Source organism: Streptomyces sp. NBC_00259 (genome assembly GCF_036181745.1).
Taxonomy (GTDB): Bacteria; Actinomycetota; Actinomycetes; order Streptomycetales; family Streptomycetaceae; genus Streptomyces; species Streptomyces pratisoli.
The window spans coordinates 5,454,268-5,470,877 of record NZ_CP108080.1 but is presented as its reverse complement, the minus strand read 5'-3'; the positions used below and the strand labels follow the sequence as shown (position 1 = coordinate 5,470,877).

Sequence of the window (16,610 nt, the reverse complement as noted above, 5' to 3'; positions counted from 1 at the left end):
GCCGTGCCACCTTCGGCGGATGTCTGAACCGTCTTGCCCGTACGGCTACGACCCAGTAGTTAACGAACCACCGGATTGCGCACCCGAAGGGCGTGGGAAGGCTCCCCCGGTACGCACCGGAGCACACTCGCGACCCTTCCATTCGAGTGAACGCGGACAGGAGCGGCCATGCCCGCAGCCCGCCAGCCGTCAACGGAGCAGCTACAAAGAACTCCCGCACCCCGTGAAGCCGCGTCCCGCAGAGACACACCCCGTGAAGCCGCATCCCGTGAGGCGGAACCGCCCGTTCGACCCGCCATGCCCGCACAGCCCCCAGGTGATGCCGTGAACCCTCTGATTGGCCGCATTCCCGTCCTGGACGTACGCCCGCTCGTCGACTGCGGCCGAAGGCCCGCGAAGGCGGTGGTCGGCGAGACCTTCCATGTCACCGCCACCGTGTTCCGTGAAGGGCACGACGCGGTCGCCGCGAACGTCGTCCTGCGCGACCCCGGCGGCAGGCCGGGTCCCTGGGCCCCGATGCGTGAGCTGGCGCCCGGTACCGACCGCTGGGGGGCCGAGGTCACCCCCGACGCCGAGGGGCAGTGGACGTACGGCGTCGAGGCGTGGAGCGATCCGGTGGCCACCTGGCGCCATCACGCCGGGATCAAGATCCCGGCCGGGATCGACACGGCGCTGGTGCTCGCCGAGGGCGCCGAGCTGTACGAGCGGGCCGCCGCCGGCGTGCCGAAGAAGGACGGCCGGGAGGCGGTGCTCGCCGCCGCGGACGGACTGCGGGACGGCGGCCGGACGGACCGGGAGCGGCTGTCGGCCGCGCTCGACCCGGCGGCGGTGGCCGCCCTCGACCGCCATCCGCTGCGCGAACTGGTCACGTCCTCGCCGCCGTTGCCGCTCCAGGTGGAGCGCACCAGGGCGCTGTTCGGGTCCTGGTACGAGTTCTTCCCGCGGTCCGAGGGCGCGACGGTCAACCGCGGCAGGCCGGTCTCGGGAACCTTCAGGACCGCGGCGCAGCGGCTGCCCGCCATCGCGGCGATGGGTTTCGACGTGGTGTACCTGCCGCCGATCCATCCCATCGGCAACACCTTCCGCAAGGGCCCCAACAACTCGCTGGAGGCCGGTCCGCACGACGTCGGCGTTCCCTGGGCGATCGGCTCGCCCCTGGGCGGCCACGACACGGTCCACCCCGCCCTCGGGACCCTCGCCGACTTCGACGACTTCGTCCGCTGCGCCCGCGATCTGCGGATGGAGGTGGCTCTGGACTTCGCGCTGCAGTGCTCCCCGGACCACCCCTGGGTGGAGCAGCACCCCGAGTGGTTCCACCACCGCGCAGACGGGACCGTCGCCTACGCCGAGAACCCGCCGAAGAAGTACCAGGACATCTATCCGATCGCCTTCGACCAGGACATGAAGGGCCTGGTCAAGGAGACCCTGCGGGTGCTGCGGCACTGGATGGCGCACGGGGTGCGCATCTTCCGCGTCGACAATCCGCACACCAAGCCGGTGGTCTTCTGGGAGAAGGTCATCGGTGAGATCAACCGCACCGATCCCGACGTGATCTTCCTGGCCGAGGCGTTCACCCGCCCCGCGATGATGCACACGCTGGCCGCGATCGGCTTCCAGCAGTCGTACACGTACTTCACCTGGCGCAACACCAAGCAGGAGCTGACCGAGTATCTGACCGAGCTGTCCGGCGAGTCGGCCGCGTACATGCGCCCCAACTTCTTCGCGAACACGCCGGACATCCTGCACTCCTACCTCCAGGAGGGCGGCCGGCCGGCGTTCGAGGCGCGTGCGGTGCTTGCCGCGACGCTCTCGCCCACCTGGGGCGTGTACGCCGGGTACGAGCTGTGCGAGAACACCGCGCTGCGGCCGGGCAGCGAGGAGTACCTGGACTCCGAGAAGTACCAACTGCGGCCCCGGGACTGGGAGTCGGCGGAGCGCGAGGGGCGCAGCATCGCCCCGCTCATCACCACGCTCAACCGGGTCAGGCGTCGTCACCCGGCGCTCCAGCAGCTGCGGAACATCCACTTCCACCACACCGACAACGACGCCGTGATCGCGTACAGCAAGCGAACGGGTTCGAACATCGTTCTGGTGGTCGTCAATCTCGACCCCCACCACACCCAGGAGGCGACGGTCTCGTTTGACATGCCGGAACTCGGCCTCGACTGGCACGAGACCGTACCGGTGCGCGACGAGCTCACCGGCGAGACCTATCACTGGGGCAGGGCCGCCTATGTGCGCCTCGAGCCGGGCGTCACGCCTGCGCACATCGTGGTCCTGCGACCGTCCCCGCCGATCGGAGGGTCACCCACATCATGATCGTCAACGAGCCCGTCCACGACCTCTTCGAGGACACCCCGGCCAAGGACCGGGATCCCGACTGGTTCAAACGCGCCGTCTTCTACGAAGTGCTCGTACGGTCCTTCCAGGACAGCAACGGCGACGGGGTCGGTGACCTCAAGGGCATCACCGCCAAGCTGGACTATCTGCAGTGGCTGGGCGTCGACTGCCTGTGGCTGCCGCCGTTCTTCAAGTCCCCGCTCAGGGACGGCGGTTACGACGTCTCCGACTACACGTCCGTCCTCCCCGAATTCGGCGACCTCGCCGATTTCGTCGAGTTCGTCGACGCCGCGCACCAGCGCGGTATGCGGGTCATCATCGACTTCGTCATGAACCACACCAGCGACCAGCACCCGTGGTTCCAGGAGTCCCGCAAGGACCCGGACGGCCCGTACGCCGACTACTACGTCTGGGCCGACGACGACAAGCAGTACCAGGACGCGCGGATCATCTTCGTCGACACGGAGACCTCCAACTGGACCTTCGACCCGGTCCGCAAGCAGTACTACTGGCACCGCTTCTTCTCCCACCAGCCGGACCTCAACTACGAGAACCCGGCCGTGCAGGAGGAGATCGTCTCCGCGCTGCGCTTCTGGCTCGACCTCGGCATCGACGGCTTCCGGCTGGACGCGGTGCCCTACCTCTACCAGGAGGAGGGCACCAACTGCGAGAACCTCCCGGCGACGCACGAGTTCCTCAAGCGCGTCCGCAAGGAGATCGACGCCCACTACCCGGACACGGTGCTGCTGGCCGAGGCCAACCAGTGGCCCGAGGACGTCGTCGACTACTTCGGCGACTTCCCGGCGGGCGGCGACGAGTGCCACATGGCGTTCCACTTCCCGGTGATGCCGCGCATCTTCATGGCGGTACGCAGGGAGTCCCGCTACCCGGTGTCCGAGATCCTCGCCAAGACCCCGGCGATCCCCAAGAACTGCCAGTGGGGGATCTTCCTGCGCAACCACGACGAGCTGACCCTGGAGATGGTCACCGACGAGGAGCGCGACTACATGTACGCGGAGTACGCCAAGGACCCGCGGATGCGCGCCAACATCGGCATCCGGCGGCGGCTCGCGCCCCTGCTCGACAACGACCGCAACCAGATCGAGCTGTTCACCGCGCTGCTGCTGTCGCTGCCCGGCTCGCCGATCCTGTACTACGGCGACGAGATCGGGATGGGCGACAACATCTGGCTGGGCGACCGGGACGCGGTGCGCACGCCGATGCAGTGGACGCCGGACCGCAACGCCGGTTTCTCGTCCTGCGATCCCGGCCGACTGTATCTGCCGACCATCATGGACCCGGTCTACGGCTACCAGGTCACCAATGTCGAGGCGTCGATGGCGTCGCCGTCGTCGCTGCTGCACTGGACCCGGCGGATGATCGAGATCCGGAAGCAGAACCGTGCCTTCGGGCTCGGCTCCTTCACCGAACTGCCGTCGTCGAACCCGGCCGTGCTGGCGTATCTGCGCGAGGCCCCCTCGACGGAGGACGGCACGGACGATCTGGTGCTGTGCGTGAACAACTTCTCGCGGTTCGCCCAGCCGACGGAGCTCGACCTGCGGAGGTACAACGGCCGTCATCCGGTGGAGCTGATCGGCGGGGTGCGGTTCCCCGCGATCGGTGAGTGGCCGTATCTGCTGACGCTCGCGGGGCACGGCTTCTACTGGTTCCGGCTGCGCGGCGAGGCCGTCGCCGGCGAGACCGCGGCGAACGGGACGGCACGGAAGACGGCGGCCCCCAGGCGCGCGTGATTCCGGCACATGCCATGTCGTGTGCGGGGCGGTTGTCACCGCCCCGCACGGGGCACGATTCCCCTCATATCGAGGCTGGTTCCAGGACGGATCGCGAGACCGGTTCCATGACCGGTTCCGCGACCTGTTCCGTGACCGGTTCCGAGTCCGTACGGACCATCCTCACCCGACACTCCCCCAGCCTGCGGCGGGGGGAGCCCCATGCACAGCCCGGACAGCTATTATTTGCCGCAATCCGGGACACTCTTCGCATCCTGTGGTGTGCCCGGGGAAAGGACGCGATGCCATGTCGGAGGCTGCATCCACCCGGACCCCCGTCGCCCTGCTGCCTTCGCTCTCGCCACTGCTGCGCGAGTGGCTGCCCCGGCAGCGGTGGTTCGCGGGAAAGGGACGCCCGGTCACCGGCTTCTCCCTGGTGGCGGCGGCCGAGCTGCTGCCGGTCGACTCGACCGGCCCCGGTCTGCTGCATCTGCTGCTGCGCGTCCAGCAGGCCGGGCAGGCCACCGGGAAGGCCACCGGCGCCGGGGGCAGGACCGCCGGCGGCAAGCGGGACGCGCCGCACGGCGGCGACTGCTACCAGCTGCTGCTCGGCGTCAGGACGACGCCGCCGCCGTATCTCGCCTCCGCGCTGATCGGCCGCGTGACCGACGGCCCGCTGGCCGGCCGGACCGTCTACGAGGGCCTGCACGACCCACGGCTCGCGGCGCTGCTGCTGGAGCGGCTGCGCACCCCCGGCCGGTTCGGCCCGCTCCGCTTCGACCGGGCGGTGCCCGTGCTGGGCGGGCTGCCCGCCCGGGTGCTGGACGCCGAGCAGTCCAACTCCTCGCTGGTGTACGGGGATTCGTACATCCTCAAGATCTTCCGTCGGGTGTACCCGGGCATCAACCCCGATCTGGAGCTGCCGCTCGCACTCGCCGGGGCGGGCTGCGACCGGGTGCCCGCACCCGTCGCCTGGTTCGAGTCGGACGCTCCCGAACCCTGCACCCTGGGCGTCCTCCAGCCCTATCTGCGCGGCTCCCAGGACGGCTGGCAGCTGGCGCTGAAGGCGCTCGCCGCGGGGCGGGACTTCACCGCGGAGGCCCAGGCCCTGGGCCGGGCCACCGCCGAGGTGCACACCGCGCTCGCGGCGGCCCTGCCGACGGTGTCGCTGAGCCGCCCGCAGACCGAGGATCTGGCGACCGCGATGAACGAACGGCTGGACGCGGCCGTGCGCGCCGTGCCCGCCCTGCTGCCGTACGTCCGGGGGCTGCGCACCGCCTTCGACGCGATCGCCGGGGCGACCTTCGACGGCGACGGCCGGGCCCAGCGCATCCACGGCGATCTGCATCTCGGCCAGACGCTGCGCACCCCCGACGGCGGCTGGTCGGTCATCGACTTCGAGGGCGAACCGGCCCGTCCGCTCGACGAGCGCCGCGAGGTCCAGCCGCCGGTGCGCGACATCGCGGGGATACTGCGCTCCTTCGACTACGCGGCCCGCTCGCACCGCCCCTGGAACCCGGCATGGGCGGCGCGCTGCCGTGCGGCGTACTGCGACGGCTACGCCGAGGCCTCGGGCAGCGACCCGCGGACCGAGCCGGAACTGCTGCGTGCCTACGAGACCGACAAGGCGGTGTACGAGGTCGTGTACGAGGCCCGGCACCGGCCGGACTGGCTGCCGGTCCCGATGTCCGCGATCCGGCGACTCGCCGGCCCGGCGGGCTGACCCCGCCTGCCCTGACCCTGCCCACTCCCCCCGCCCACGTACAAGGAGGCCGTCCCCCGTGACTCCCCGCAATGGCATTCGCCCCGCCAAACCGCTCGATGAATCCGACCGGGAGCGGCTGCTCAGTGGCACGCATCACGATCCGCATGCCCTGCTCGGCGCGCACGTCGTCCGCGGCGGGGTGGTGTTCCGCGTGCTGCGGCCGTACGCGGAGTCGGTGACGCTGCTGGCCAAGGGGCTGCGTGCCGAGCTGCACGCGGACGGCGACGGCTTCTTCTCGGCGCTGCTGCCGCTGCGCAAGGCGCCCGAGTACACGCTCCAGGTGGCGTACGAGGACACCACGGTCGAGTTCGCCGACCCGTACCGCTTCCTGCCCGCGCTCGGCGACCTCGATCTGCATCTGATCGGCGAGGGCCGACACGAGGAACTGTGGCAGGCCCTCGGGGCCCGGCCGATGACGCACCAGGGCGTCACCGGGACCCGGTTCACCCTCTGGGCGCCGAACGCGCGCGGCGTCAGGGTCGTCGGGGACTTCAACTACTGGGACGGCACGGCCTCCTCGATGCGCTCGCTCGGCTCGTCGGGGATCTGGGAGCTGTTCCTCCCCGGCATCGGCGACGGCACGCTCTACAAGTTCGAGATCACCCGGCCCGACGGCACCCGCACGGTCCGCGCCGACCCGATGGCGCGCCGCACCGAGGCTCCGCCCGCCAACGCGTCCGTCGTCACCGAGTCCCACCATGTGTGGCACGACGCGGAGTGGATGGAGCAGCGCGGCAGCCGGCCCGTGCACGAGGCGCCGCTCTCCGTCTACGAGGTGCATCTGCCGTCCTGGCGTCCGGGGCTCACGTACCGGCAGCTCGCCACCCAACTCCCCGCCTACGTCAGGGATCTCGGCTTCACCCATGTCGAGTTCATGCCGGTCGCGGAGCATCCCTTCGGCGGGTCGTGGGGCTACCAGGTCACCGGCTTCTACGCGCCGACGGCCCGGATGGGCGCCCCGGACGACTTCCGCCATCTGGTCGACGCACTGCACCGGGCCGGCATCGGGGTCATCGTCGACTGGGTGCCCGCGCACTTCCCCAAGGACGACTGGGCGCTGGCCGAGTTCGACGGCCGTCCGCTGTACGAGCACTCCGATCCGGCCCGTGCCGCGCACCCCGACTGGGGCACCCTCGAATTCGACTACGGCCGCAAGGAGGTCCGTAACTTCCTCGTCGCCAACGCCGTGTACTGGTGCGAGGAGTTCCACATCGACGGACTGCGGGTGGACGCGGTCGCCTCGATGCTCTACCTCGACTACTCGCGCGAGCACGGCGAATGGAGCCCCAACGAGCACGGCGGCCGGGAGAACCTGGACGCCGTCGACTTCCTCCAGGAGATGAACGCGACCGTCTACCGCCGGTGTCCGGGCGTCGTCACGATCGCCGAGGAGTCCACGGCCTGGGACGGGGTGACCCGGGCGACCCACCATGTCGGACCGGGAGGTTTCGGCGGACTCGGCTTCGGCCTGAAGTGGAACATGGGCTGGATGCACGACTCGCTCGGCTACATGGAGCACGAGCCGGTGCACCGCAAGTTCCACCACAACGAGATGACGTTCTCGATGGTGTACGCGTACAGCGAGAACTACGTGCTGCCGATCTCGCACGACGAGGTCGTGCACGGCAAGCGGGCACTGGTGTCGAAGATGCCCGGCGACTGGTGGCAGCAGCGCGCCAACCACCGGGCGTACCTCGGCTTCATGTGGGCCCACCCCGGCAAGCAACTGCTCTTCATGGGGCAGGAGTTCGCCCAGGGCGCGGAATGGTCGGAGGGCCACGGCCCGGACTGGTGGCTGCTCGACCCGTCGTACGAAGCCGAGCCGGACCACCGTGGCGTACGGGACCTGGTGCGCGAGCTGAACGCGGTGTACGCGGCGACCCCGGCGCTGTGGCAGCAGGACACCGTCCCCGAGGGCTTCGCCTGGGTCGACGGCGGGGCCGCCGACGACAATGTCCTCGCCTTCCTCCGCTTCGACGCCGAGGGGGCCCCGCTGCTCGCGGTGTCGAACTTCTCGCCCGTGGTGCGCCACGAGTACCGGATCGGGGTCCCGCCGTCCGTGTCCGCCTGGGCGGAGGTGCTGAACACGGACGCGGCGCGGTTCGGCGGCGGCGACGTCGGCACCGAGGAGCCGCTGAAGCCGGAGTCCGTCGCCGCCCACGGCCACCGTACGAGCGTCCAGCTCACCCTGCCGCCACTGGCGACGGTGTGGCTGAAGCCGGTGTGACCGGGGCGGCCGGTGTGATGACCCCGAGCCGCTGGGTGGCCCGGGTCAGCGCCACATAGAGGTCGTTGGGCAGCATCAGCTCGGGCGCGACGACCAGCACCGTGTCGAACTCCAGGCCCTTGGCCTGGCGCGGGTCGATCAGCACGACGGGCCGGGAGAGGTCGAGCGGCCCGTCGTCGCCGAGGCCCGTGAGCCGCGCGTGGAGTTCGCGCGGGGCGATGACGGCGAGCCGGCCCTCGGCCGGTGCCTCTTCCTGCGCCAGCCGCGCCACCTCGGCGAGCGCGACGGTGCGCTCCCAGGGGTGCACGCCCGTGGAGCGGATGGAGCGCGGCGGGGTGAATCCGGGGTCGCCGGCCCGGCGCCGCCCGGCCGCGTACTCCATGATCTCGGCGGGCGTACGGTAGTTGACCCCGAGCCGCGCCAGCTCCCAGCGGTCCTCGACGAACGGCCCGAGGATCTGCTGCCAGAAGTCCCCTCCGTCCCCCACGGCCTTGGGCGTGGGAGGTGCCGCCAGGTCACCGGTCTGCGCCGGGTCGCCGACGAGGGTCATCGAGCGTGTCGGGCAGCGGCGCATCAGCAGCCTCCAGGCCATCGCCGACAGCTCCTGTGCCTCGTCGACGATGATGTGCCCGAACGCCCAGGTCCGGTCGGCGGCCGCGCGCTCGGCGGCGCTGCGGTGGTCGGCCTCCTCGTGCCGCTCGGCCATCCGCTCCGCGTCGATGATGTCGTGGGCGGACAGCACCTCCGAGGCGTCGGCGTCGACGTCCTCCTTGTCCTCGAACTCGTACGTACGGGAGGCGTAGGAGACATCGAGGACGCCCTGCGCGTACGCGATACGGCGGGCCCGCTCGGCCTCGGCGGCGGCGCGCGCCGCGGAGTCGTCCTCGCCGAGGAGCTCGGCGGCCTCGTCGAGGAGGGGCACGTCGGCGGATGTCCAGGGGCCCCGGGTGCGCCGGATCAGGGCGGCGTCCTCGTCGGGGAGACCGGTGGGGTCGGCGAGATAGTCCGCGAGGAACTCCTGCGGGGTGAGCGACGGCCAGAGCGACCTGATCGCGGCGTGCACCTCGCTGCTGGCGGCGACGGCCTTGCCCAGCTGGGCGATGTCGTCGGGGCCGAGGAAGTTCGGGCCGCCGTAGGGGTCGGCGCCGATGCGGTCGACGAGCTGGTCGGTCAGGTCGTCGACGATCCGGAAGGCGAAGTAGGGCATGGCGAGGTTGTGCGGAAGTCCGGTCTCGCGGGCCTTGTGACGTGCCTCCACGGCCATGTCCCAGTCGAGGACCAGTTCCCCGTCGTCGTGCGCGATGACGATCGGCTCGCCCTTCTCGGGCACCCGCTGCCGGTCCCGTACGGCCTCGGCCAGCACGGCGGACATGTCCGCGCGGCCCTTGACTGCGGCGGCCGCGGGGCTGTCGGTGCCCGTGGCGTGCACACCGGGGAACAACTCGCCGACCGTCGCCAGGAGTACGCCCGTCTCACCGAGCGAGGGCAGCACCTCTCCGATGTAGCCGAGGAAGGCGGGGTTGGGCCCGACGATCAGCACGGCCCGCTTGGCGAGCTGCTCCCGGTGCGCGTACAGCAGGTACGCGGCCCGGTGCAGCGCGACCGCGGTCTTCCCGGTGCCCGGCCCGCCCTCGACGACGAGCAGTCCGCGCTGCGGGGCGCGGATGATGTGGTCCTGCTCGGCCTGGATCGTCGAGACGATGTCACCCATGCGTCCGGTGCGGGCACTGCCGAGCGCGGCGAGCAGCACCTCGTCGGCGTCGTGCGACTCGTAGCCGGTGCGGGTGGGATCGGCGAGATCCATGATCTCGTCGTGCAGCGCGGTGACGGTGCGGCCCTCGCTGGTGATGTGCCGGCGGCGGCGCAGCCCCATCGGCTCGTATCCGGTCGCGAGATAGAACGGACGCGCGACTGGAGCGCGCCAGTCGATCAGCAGCGGAGTGCGCTCGGTGTCGTCCTTGCGGATTCCGGTGCGCCCGATGTGATGGGTGACTCCGTCACGCCGGTCGATACGCCCGAAGCAGAGCCCGGCGTCCGCGGCATTCAGCGCGGCGAGCGACGCGGAGTGCTCGGCCACGCCGATATCGCGCTCCACACGCGCCTGCCGGTCGGTGCTGACCTGCGCGATCGTGGCGCGGACGGCGGCCTCGGCCTCGGCCCGGAGCTGGTCGAGGCGCTCATGGGCGAGCGAGACGAATCGTTGTTCCTGCCGCATTTCCTCGGTTGACAATGCAGCTCCTGAACCGCTAGAGTAAGTTTATTGAACTTCTCCGTGCGCTTTGTCACGTGCGCACACGGAACTATTCAATATACGCGAGAAAATGCCTCGGCCGTCAAATGCGGACCGGGGCTTTTGTGTTTGTGTACGGGGCCTGTTTGTGTACGCGGCGCCGGGACGCGGCTCACGCCCGGCGGGCAGCGTGCTCACGGAAGGCCGCATACCTTCGTCGGTCCGGCATGGACGTAAGACCGATGTCCGGCAGCCGGTCGGCCTCCCTAGCGTGCCCGCATGACCGCTGAGACCACGTCGCCGGCGTCCCGCCCCGGGCCCGTGCCCGTACGCACCGGGGAACGCGCGCTCGCGCCCGACTTCGCGCGGGGGCTGATGCTCCTGCTCATCGTGCTGTCCAACACCGCGTTCCATCTGTGGACCGCACGTCGCGGTCCCTCGGGATGGCAGCCGGTCGACGGGTCGTGGCCGGACCGGGCGGTGCAGTTCACGATGATCGTGGTGCTGGATCTGCGCGTCTACCCGCTCTTCGCGTTCCTCTTCGGCTACGGGATGACGCAGCTCTACCTGCGCCAGACCGCGGCCGGGACCTCCGAGCGCGACGCGGTCGGCATTCTGCGCAGGCGCAGCCTGTGGCTGCTCGTCATCGGTCTCGCGCACGCGACCCTGCTGATGGCCGGCGACATCCTCGGCTACTACGGGCTGCTGAGCCTCGTGCTCGGCTGGTTCTTCCTGCGCCGCAGCGACCGCGCGCTGACCTGGTGGATCGGGATCGCGACCGCTCAGCTGGTGCTCCTGACGGCGGGGCCGGCGCTGTTCGCCCTGATCCGGGGCGAGTTGGGTTCGCTCGGGGACGCGGGCGCGGAGCCGGGACACCTGGCGTACGCCGGCGGTGAGGAGAGCTGGCTCGCCGCGGCCGGCACCCGGCTGACCACCGGCCTGTTCGTGACGTTCGCCGCCGCGCCGCTCTCCCTCGTCGGCGGCACCTACGTCATCTTCCTGCTCGGCTTCCGGGCCGCCCGGCGGCGCGTCCTGGAGGAGCCCGGTCGCCATCTGCCGCTGCTGCGCCGCACAGCCGTCGTCGGCATCACCGTCGGCTGGCTCGGCGGACTGCCCGCCGCCCTCGCCCACATCGGCGCACTGCGCGTACCGGACGCGGCGCAGAGCGAGTCGGGAGCCCTGACCGTCCTCCGCGACGTCACCGGCAACGCCGCCGGCCTCGGATACGTCGCCGCGATCGCCCTCTTCGCGCACTGGTGGACCGCTCGTCCGGCCCGCGGGCGCACTCCGGGCGCCACGGCCGTGACCGCCGTGTCCGCGGTCGGCAAGCGGTCGCTGTCCTGCTACCTCGCGCACTCACTCGTCTTCGCGCCGCTCCTCGCGGCCTGGGGCCTGGGCCTCGGCGAGCACCTCACGAGCGCGACGACGGCCCTGTTCGCGACCGCCGTCTGGCTGCTCACGGTGGCCGGCGCGTACGCCCTGGAAGGCCGGGGCCGCCGCGGCCCCGCCGAGGCGGTGCTGCGGCGGCTGATGTACGGCGGAACGAGGCGGGCGGGGCGGGCCTGACGACGCAGGCCTAGTGATCTGGTTGTGAGTTCGTTGGGCACCCCATGAGTTGCTTTGCGTACCAATTCGTGGGTTTGCCTGACGGGTGCTGGACAGCTTCGGTCTGCTGTTGGTTGTGGGTGACAGCAGGCTGGAGCCGTTGGTTCTGAGTGAGACCGAGCGGCAGGTACTGAACGACTGGGTCAAGCGCCGGACGACCGCGCAGGGTCTGGCCCTGCGGGCCCGGATCGTGCTGGCGTGTGCGGAGGGCGGGCCGAACCTGGCGGTCGCTGCCCGCCTGGGAGTCAGCCGGGGCACCGTCGCCAAATGGCGCACAAGGTTCCTGCGGGCCAGGCTCGACGGACTCGCCGACGAGCCGAGGCCGGGGGTGCCGCGGACCATCACAGACGCCCAGGTCGAAGACGTGGTGGTCCGTACTCTGGAGGAGACGCCTCCCGGCGGGACCCACTGGTCCAAGCGGGAGCTGGCCAAGGCCGTGGGGATCTCGCCGGCCAGTGTCCTGCGGATCTGGCACGCCTTCGGTCTGCAGCCATGGCGAACCGAGACGTTCAAGATCTCCCCGGACCCGTTCCTGATCGACAAGATCCGTGACGTCGTGGGCCTGTATCTCGCTCCGCCGGCGAACGCGGTGGTGTTCGCGGTGGACGAGAAACCTCAGATCCAGTCCCTGGAGCGGACCGCGCCGGTGCTTCCGATGATCCCGGGAGTGCCCGAGCGGCGCAGTTTCGACTACGTCCGGCACGGCACCGTCGACTTGTTCGCCGCCCTGAACACCGCCACCGGCAAAGTGATCACGAAACTGTCCGCCCAGCACCGGGCCGTGGACTTCCGCGACTTCCTCGACGAGATCGACCGCCAGACCGACAAGGGCCTGGCGGTCCACGTCATCTGCGACAACCTCTCCGCCCACAAAGCACCGGTGGTGCACACGTGGCTGCTCGCGCACCCCCGGTTCCAGCTGCACTTCACCCCCACCTACTCGTCCTGGATCAACCAGGTCGAACGATGGTTCGCCGAGCTGGAACGGCGCTGCCTGGAACGTGGGGTGTTCTGTTCCCTCGACGACCTCAAGACCGCACTCGAAAACTGGACCAAGGTCTGGAACGACGACGCCCGGCCCTTCAAGTGGACCAAGACCGCCGACCAGATCCTCGACCGCATCTGCCGCTACTGCTCACGCATCTCCGAACCGGGTCACTAGGCGCCCCGCAGCGCCTCCACCGTGCTCGCCCAGTCGTCGCCACCGTGCCCCTTGGCGATCGCCCGGTCCGCCACGGCCTTGATGGATTCCAGCTGCGAGACATCGAGTCCGCGGTGGCGGGCGGCGCGCAGGATGTGGTCGACGCCCGTCGCCATCATGCCGAGGTTGGCCTGGTCGCCCGGGTAGGTGCCCGCGTCGATGTTCTCCGCCGTGTACTCGGCGATGGGCGGCAGGATCTGCACGATCGTCCCGAGGTACGGCGCGATGTCCACGGCCCTGACACCGTCGGCCGCGGCCAGCGCGTACGCGTGCACCAGGCCCGAGATGCTGCCGTAGAAGAAGTCCAGCAGCGAGAGGTCGTAGAGCGCGGCCAGTCCGGGGTCCGTGCCCACGAAGACGGTCCGGCCGCCGAGCGCCTTCAGGGTGGACTCGTGCCGCTGGAACGCCTCCTGCGAGCCGGAGTGGAAGAGCAGCGCGTCGGCCGTGCCGACCAGCGGGGTCGGCACCATCACGGAGCCGCCGACGTACGCGATGGAGTGCCCGGCGGCCCAGGCGGCGCTCTCGCGGGAGCGCTCGGGGGTGTCGGAGGTGAGGTTGACCAGGACCCGGCCCCGGAGCGCGTCGGCGAGCGGTTCGAGGATCGCCCCGGCCGCCTCGTGGTCCACCACGCAGATGATGGTCAACTCGGCGGCGCGTACGGCCTCTTCGGCACTGGCGGCGCGCACGGCGCCGCGTGCGACGAGTGCGTCGCCCTTGCCCGGCGAGCGGTTCCAGACGGTGGTCGGATGGCCGGCGGCGAGCAGCGCTCCGGCGAGGGCCTGGCCCATGGCGCCGAGGCCGAGGACGGTGACGGGAGGCTTGGTGGTGCTGTCGGTAGGCATACGGATCATGCTTGTTCGCCGCACACAACCCCACAAGTACCGACAAAGAAGTCGGATACTCACCTGGAGGTAATGATCCAGCTCAGCGGCTCGGGGGTAGCAGCGGCTTCCGCTGCACCGGTGACGACAGCACGATCGAGGTCGTCGTACGCCCGAGCGCCGAGGTCTGCTCCAGAACGTCCTCCAGGTGCACGGTGTCCGTCACGGCGACCTTGATGATCCAGCAGTCCTCGCCGACGACGTGGTGGACCTCCAGGACCTCGGGGCGGGAGGTCAGCTCCAGCGTCCTGGGGTGCTTCAGGGTGTAGCCGCCGTGCGGGTCGACCCGGATGAAGGCCTGGATGCCGTACCCCAGGCGGGCCGGGGACACATGCGCGCCGTACCCGGTGATCGCGCCGCACGCCTCCAGCCGGCGCACCCGCTCGGTCACCGCCGCCGGGCTGAGCCGCACACGGCGGCCGAGCTCGCTGAGTCTGATGCGGCCGTCGCTCTGGAGGAGCTCCAGGATCTGCCGGTCGACGGCGTCGAAGGCGGCCGCCGAGGTTTCGACAGTGGCGGGGCGCAAATGCCGTGGTTCTTTCGGTGCGGCAGTCGGATCTCCCACGGTTCCCCCTTCAGGTCATGGCCCGCAAACGTAACACTTGGTGTGCCGCAAAAGGGAGTTGAAGGGAACCGGTAATGGGCAGCGACAAGGGCGGGGAGCTCGGGATATGCGTCATCGGCGGGAACCGCTATTTCGGCAGACGGCTGATATCGCGGCTCCTGCGGAGCGGACACCGGGTGACGGTCGTCAATCGAGGTTCGTCGAGACCGCCCGCGGGTGCCACTCATCTCATGGCCGACCGTGATGACGAGGATTCCCTGAATGCCGCGCTCGCCTCACGCACTTTCGACGTCGTCATCGACCAGGTCTGCTACACACCGCGCCAGGCGGAGATCGCCCGCCGTGTGTTCGGGCCGCGCACCCGGCGCTATGTCATGACGTCGACGGTCGAGGTGTACGAGTACGAGCACTCGCCGCTGCCGGTCCGCGAGGAGGCTGTCGATCCGCGTTCCGTGCCGGTGGACACCACCCTGCCCTGGGACGACCCGGACTTCCTCGACGCGCACTACGGAGAGGGAAAGCGGCAGGCCGAAGCGGTCTTCGCCCGGGACCCGGCCTTCTCGTACGTGGCGGTGCGCGTCGCTCATGTGCTGGGCGGGGACGACGACTTCACCGGGCGCGTCGACCACTACGCGCGGCGGATCCGGTCCGGCGAACCCGTGCGCGTACCGGTCGGGAACCAGCCCGCGACGTATGTGTACGTCGAGGAGATCGCCGACTTCCTCGCCTGGACGGCGGTCCAGGATTTCACCGGCCCGGTCAACGCCCATTCCCATGGCCCCCTCACCACGTCGGACATCTGCGCCGCGATCGAAACGGAAGTGGGCGGAAAGGCCGTGTTCCGTGAGGTCGAGGACGGTGAGACCTCACCGTTCTCCTTCACGCGCTCCTACGGAATGGACAATTCCCGCGCCGAGCGGCTCGGTTTCGCCTTCCGCCACACCTCGGACTGGCTGGCGCGGGCGATCGCCGAGGCCGTGCACGCGACGCAGGACGGAAAGGGCGAACGGTGATGCACCACCGCACGATCGGAGGCGTACGGGTCGGCGCGATAGGGCTCGGCGCCATGCCGCTGTCCATCGAGGGCCACCCGGACGAGGCACGCGCCGTCGCCACGGTCCACGCCGCCCTCGACGCCGGGGTGACGCTGATCGACACGGCCGACTCCTACCATCCGCCGAGCGGCGAGCCGGGCTCCGGTGAACTGCTGGTCGCCCGCGCGCTCGCGGCGTACGGCGGCGACACCGGCGATGTCCTCGTCGCCACCAAGGGCGGCAGGGGCCGCGCCGCCGACGGCGGCTGGTCCGTGAACGGCGACCCCCGCCATCTCAAGCGTGCCGCGCGGGAGTCCGCCCAGCGGCTGGGCGTCGAGGCCATCGGGCTGTACCAGCTGCACAAGCCCGATCCCGCGGTGCCGTACGCCGATTCGCTGGGCGCCATCCGCGAGCTGCTCGACGAGGGCACCATCCGGCTGGCCGGAATCTCCAACGCCGACGCGGCGCGGATCGGCCAGGCCCGCGAGATTCTCGGCGAGCGGCTGGTGTCGGTGCAGAACCGCTACTCGCCCGCCGTGCGGGACAGCGAGCAGGTGCTTCGGCTCTGTGCCGGACTGGGGCTGGCGTTCCTGCCGTGGAGTCCGCTCGGCGGGATCTCGCGCAGCTCACTGGACGGAACGTCGGGGCAGGCCGAGGAGCCGGCGTTCGCGGGCTTCCACCGGGTGGCCAGGGAGCGGGGGGTGAGCCCCCAGCAGGTGGCGCTCGCCTGGCTGCTGGCGCGATCGCCCGTGGTGATCCCGATCCCGGGGGCGAGCAGACCGGAGTCGGTACGGGACTCGGCCGCCGCGGCCGGGATCGTGCTCAGCGACGAAGAGGTCCGGCTGCTCGACGCGGCGTGACGCGGTCGAGGGGGTGCCCGGCGACACCGTACGGGCCACTGCCGTGTCGCCAACCAGCTTGTGCGTTCGGGAAGTTAAGGCACGCAAGGCATTGACGGCTGCCCTGTCTCCATCTACAAAAACTCTCTGAGAGCGCTCTCAGCCCCACTCCGGCACCACCCCCCTCCGGAGG

The 16,610-nt window shown here is 70.5% G+C and carries 11 protein-coding genes; 8 read left to right on the top strand and 3 right to left on the bottom strand.

All coding sequences use genetic code 11. The features are described 5' to 3' along the window. Positions 1-333: 333 nt before the first annotated feature. The 4 genes from OG766_RS24900 (at position 334) to glgB (ending at position 8,062) form a co-directional block, all read left to right on the top strand. Positions 334-2,319, top strand: coding sequence for an alpha-1,4-glucan--maltose-1-phosphate maltosyltransferase (locus OG766_RS24900; protein WP_266384480.1), 1,986 nt, complete (start codon positions 334-336; stop codon positions 2,317-2,319). Further along, positions 2,316-4,091, top strand: a complete 1,776-nt coding sequence (treS, locus tag OG766_RS24895; protein WP_266383470.1) for a maltose alpha-D-glucosyltransferase — start codon at positions 2,316-2,318, stop codon at positions 4,089-4,091. The genes OG766_RS24900 and treS overlap by 4 nt, the downstream gene beginning before the upstream one ends. 286 nt (positions 4,092-4,377) lie before the next feature. Beyond that, a complete protein-coding gene (locus OG766_RS24890; RefSeq protein WP_266383467.1) occupies positions 4,378-5,793 on the top strand; it encodes a maltokinase N-terminal cap-like domain-containing protein in 1,416 nt (471 codons plus the stop codon). A 58-nt stretch (positions 5,794-5,851) separates the two neighbouring features. Beyond that, a complete protein-coding gene (glgB, locus tag OG766_RS24885) occupies positions 5,852-8,062 on the top strand; it encodes a 1,4-alpha-glucan branching enzyme (protein ID WP_323137328.1) in 2,211 nt (736 codons plus the stop codon). On the opposite strand, the gene OG766_RS24880 is transcribed toward glgB, so the two are convergent. Beyond that, on the bottom strand, positions 8,019-10,277 hold the full coding sequence (locus OG766_RS24880) for a HelD family protein (RefSeq protein ID WP_328727525.1): 2,259 nt from the start codon (positions 10,275-10,277) through the stop codon (positions 8,019-8,021). The two genes, glgB and OG766_RS24880, sit on opposite strands and share 44 nt — an antisense overlap. Before the next feature lie 294 nt (positions 10,278-10,571). Here OG766_RS24880 and OG766_RS24875 point away from each other — a divergent pair, with 294 nt between their 5' ends. After that, positions 10,572-11,858: a DUF418 domain-containing protein gene (locus OG766_RS24875; RefSeq protein WP_328726236.1), complete on the top strand. Its 1,287-nt coding sequence runs from the start codon at positions 10,572-10,574 to the stop codon at positions 11,856-11,858. A gap of 109 nt (positions 11,859-11,967) precedes the next feature. Beyond that, entirely contained in the window at positions 11,968-13,059 is a 1,092-nt protein-coding gene (locus OG766_RS24870) for an IS630 family transposase (RefSeq protein WP_328727524.1), read from the top strand. Here the strand turns inward: OG766_RS24870 and OG766_RS24865 are convergent. Both OG766_RS24865 and OG766_RS24860 read right to left on the bottom strand, forming a co-directional pair. Further along, complete coding sequence (locus tag OG766_RS24865) at positions 13,056-13,940, bottom strand: NAD(P)-dependent oxidoreductase (RefSeq protein WP_328726235.1); 885 nt, start codon at positions 13,938-13,940, stop codon at positions 13,056-13,058. The two genes, OG766_RS24870 and OG766_RS24865, sit on opposite strands and share 4 nt — an antisense overlap. Positions 13,941-14,022: 82 nt before the next feature. Beyond that, on the bottom strand, positions 14,023-14,505 hold the full coding sequence (locus OG766_RS24860; RefSeq protein ID WP_266383456.1) for an Lrp/AsnC family transcriptional regulator: 483 nt from the start codon (positions 14,503-14,505) through the stop codon (positions 14,023-14,025). Between the two features lie 113 nt (positions 14,506-14,618). On the opposite strand from OG766_RS24860, the gene OG766_RS24855 reads away from it, so the two are divergent. Both OG766_RS24855 and OG766_RS24850 read left to right on the top strand, forming a co-directional pair. Further along, positions 14,619-15,557, top strand: a complete 939-nt coding sequence (locus tag OG766_RS24855; RefSeq protein ID WP_328726234.1) for an NAD-dependent epimerase/dehydratase family protein — start codon at positions 14,619-14,621, stop codon at positions 15,555-15,557. Beyond that, on the top strand, positions 15,557-16,438 hold the full coding sequence (locus tag OG766_RS24850) for an aldo/keto reductase (RefSeq protein ID WP_266383450.1): 882 nt from the start codon (positions 15,557-15,559) through the stop codon (positions 16,436-16,438). Before OG766_RS24855 ends, OG766_RS24850 begins: the two co-directional genes overlap by 1 nt. Positions 16,439-16,610: the final 172 nt, after the last annotated feature.

Bases quoted from the DNA above. Each gene is read 5' to 3' on its own strand.
- treS (WP_266383470.1), top strand. From the start codon at position 2,316: ATGATCGTCAACGAGCCCGTCCACGACCTCTTCGAGGACACCCCGGCC.
- OG766_RS24890 (WP_266383467.1), top strand. From the start codon at position 4,378: ATGTCGGAGGCTGCATCCACCCGGACCCCCGTCGCCCTGCTGCCTTCG.
- OG766_RS24880 (WP_328727525.1), bottom strand. From the start codon at position 10,277: ATGCGGCAGGAACAACGATTCGTCTCGCTCGCCCATGAGCGCCTCGAC.
- OG766_RS24875 (WP_328726236.1), top strand. From the start codon at position 10,572: ATGACCGCTGAGACCACGTCGCCGGCGTCCCGCCCCGGGCCCGTGCCC.
- OG766_RS24865 (WP_328726235.1), bottom strand. From the start codon at position 13,940: ATGCCTACCGACAGCACCACCAAGCCTCCCGTCACCGTCCTCGGCCTC.
- OG766_RS24855 (WP_328726234.1), top strand. From the start codon at position 14,619: ATGGGCAGCGACAAGGGCGGGGAGCTCGGGATATGCGTCATCGGCGGG.
- OG766_RS24850 (WP_266383450.1), top strand. From the start codon at position 15,557: ATGCACCACCGCACGATCGGAGGCGTACGGGTCGGCGCGATAGGGCTC.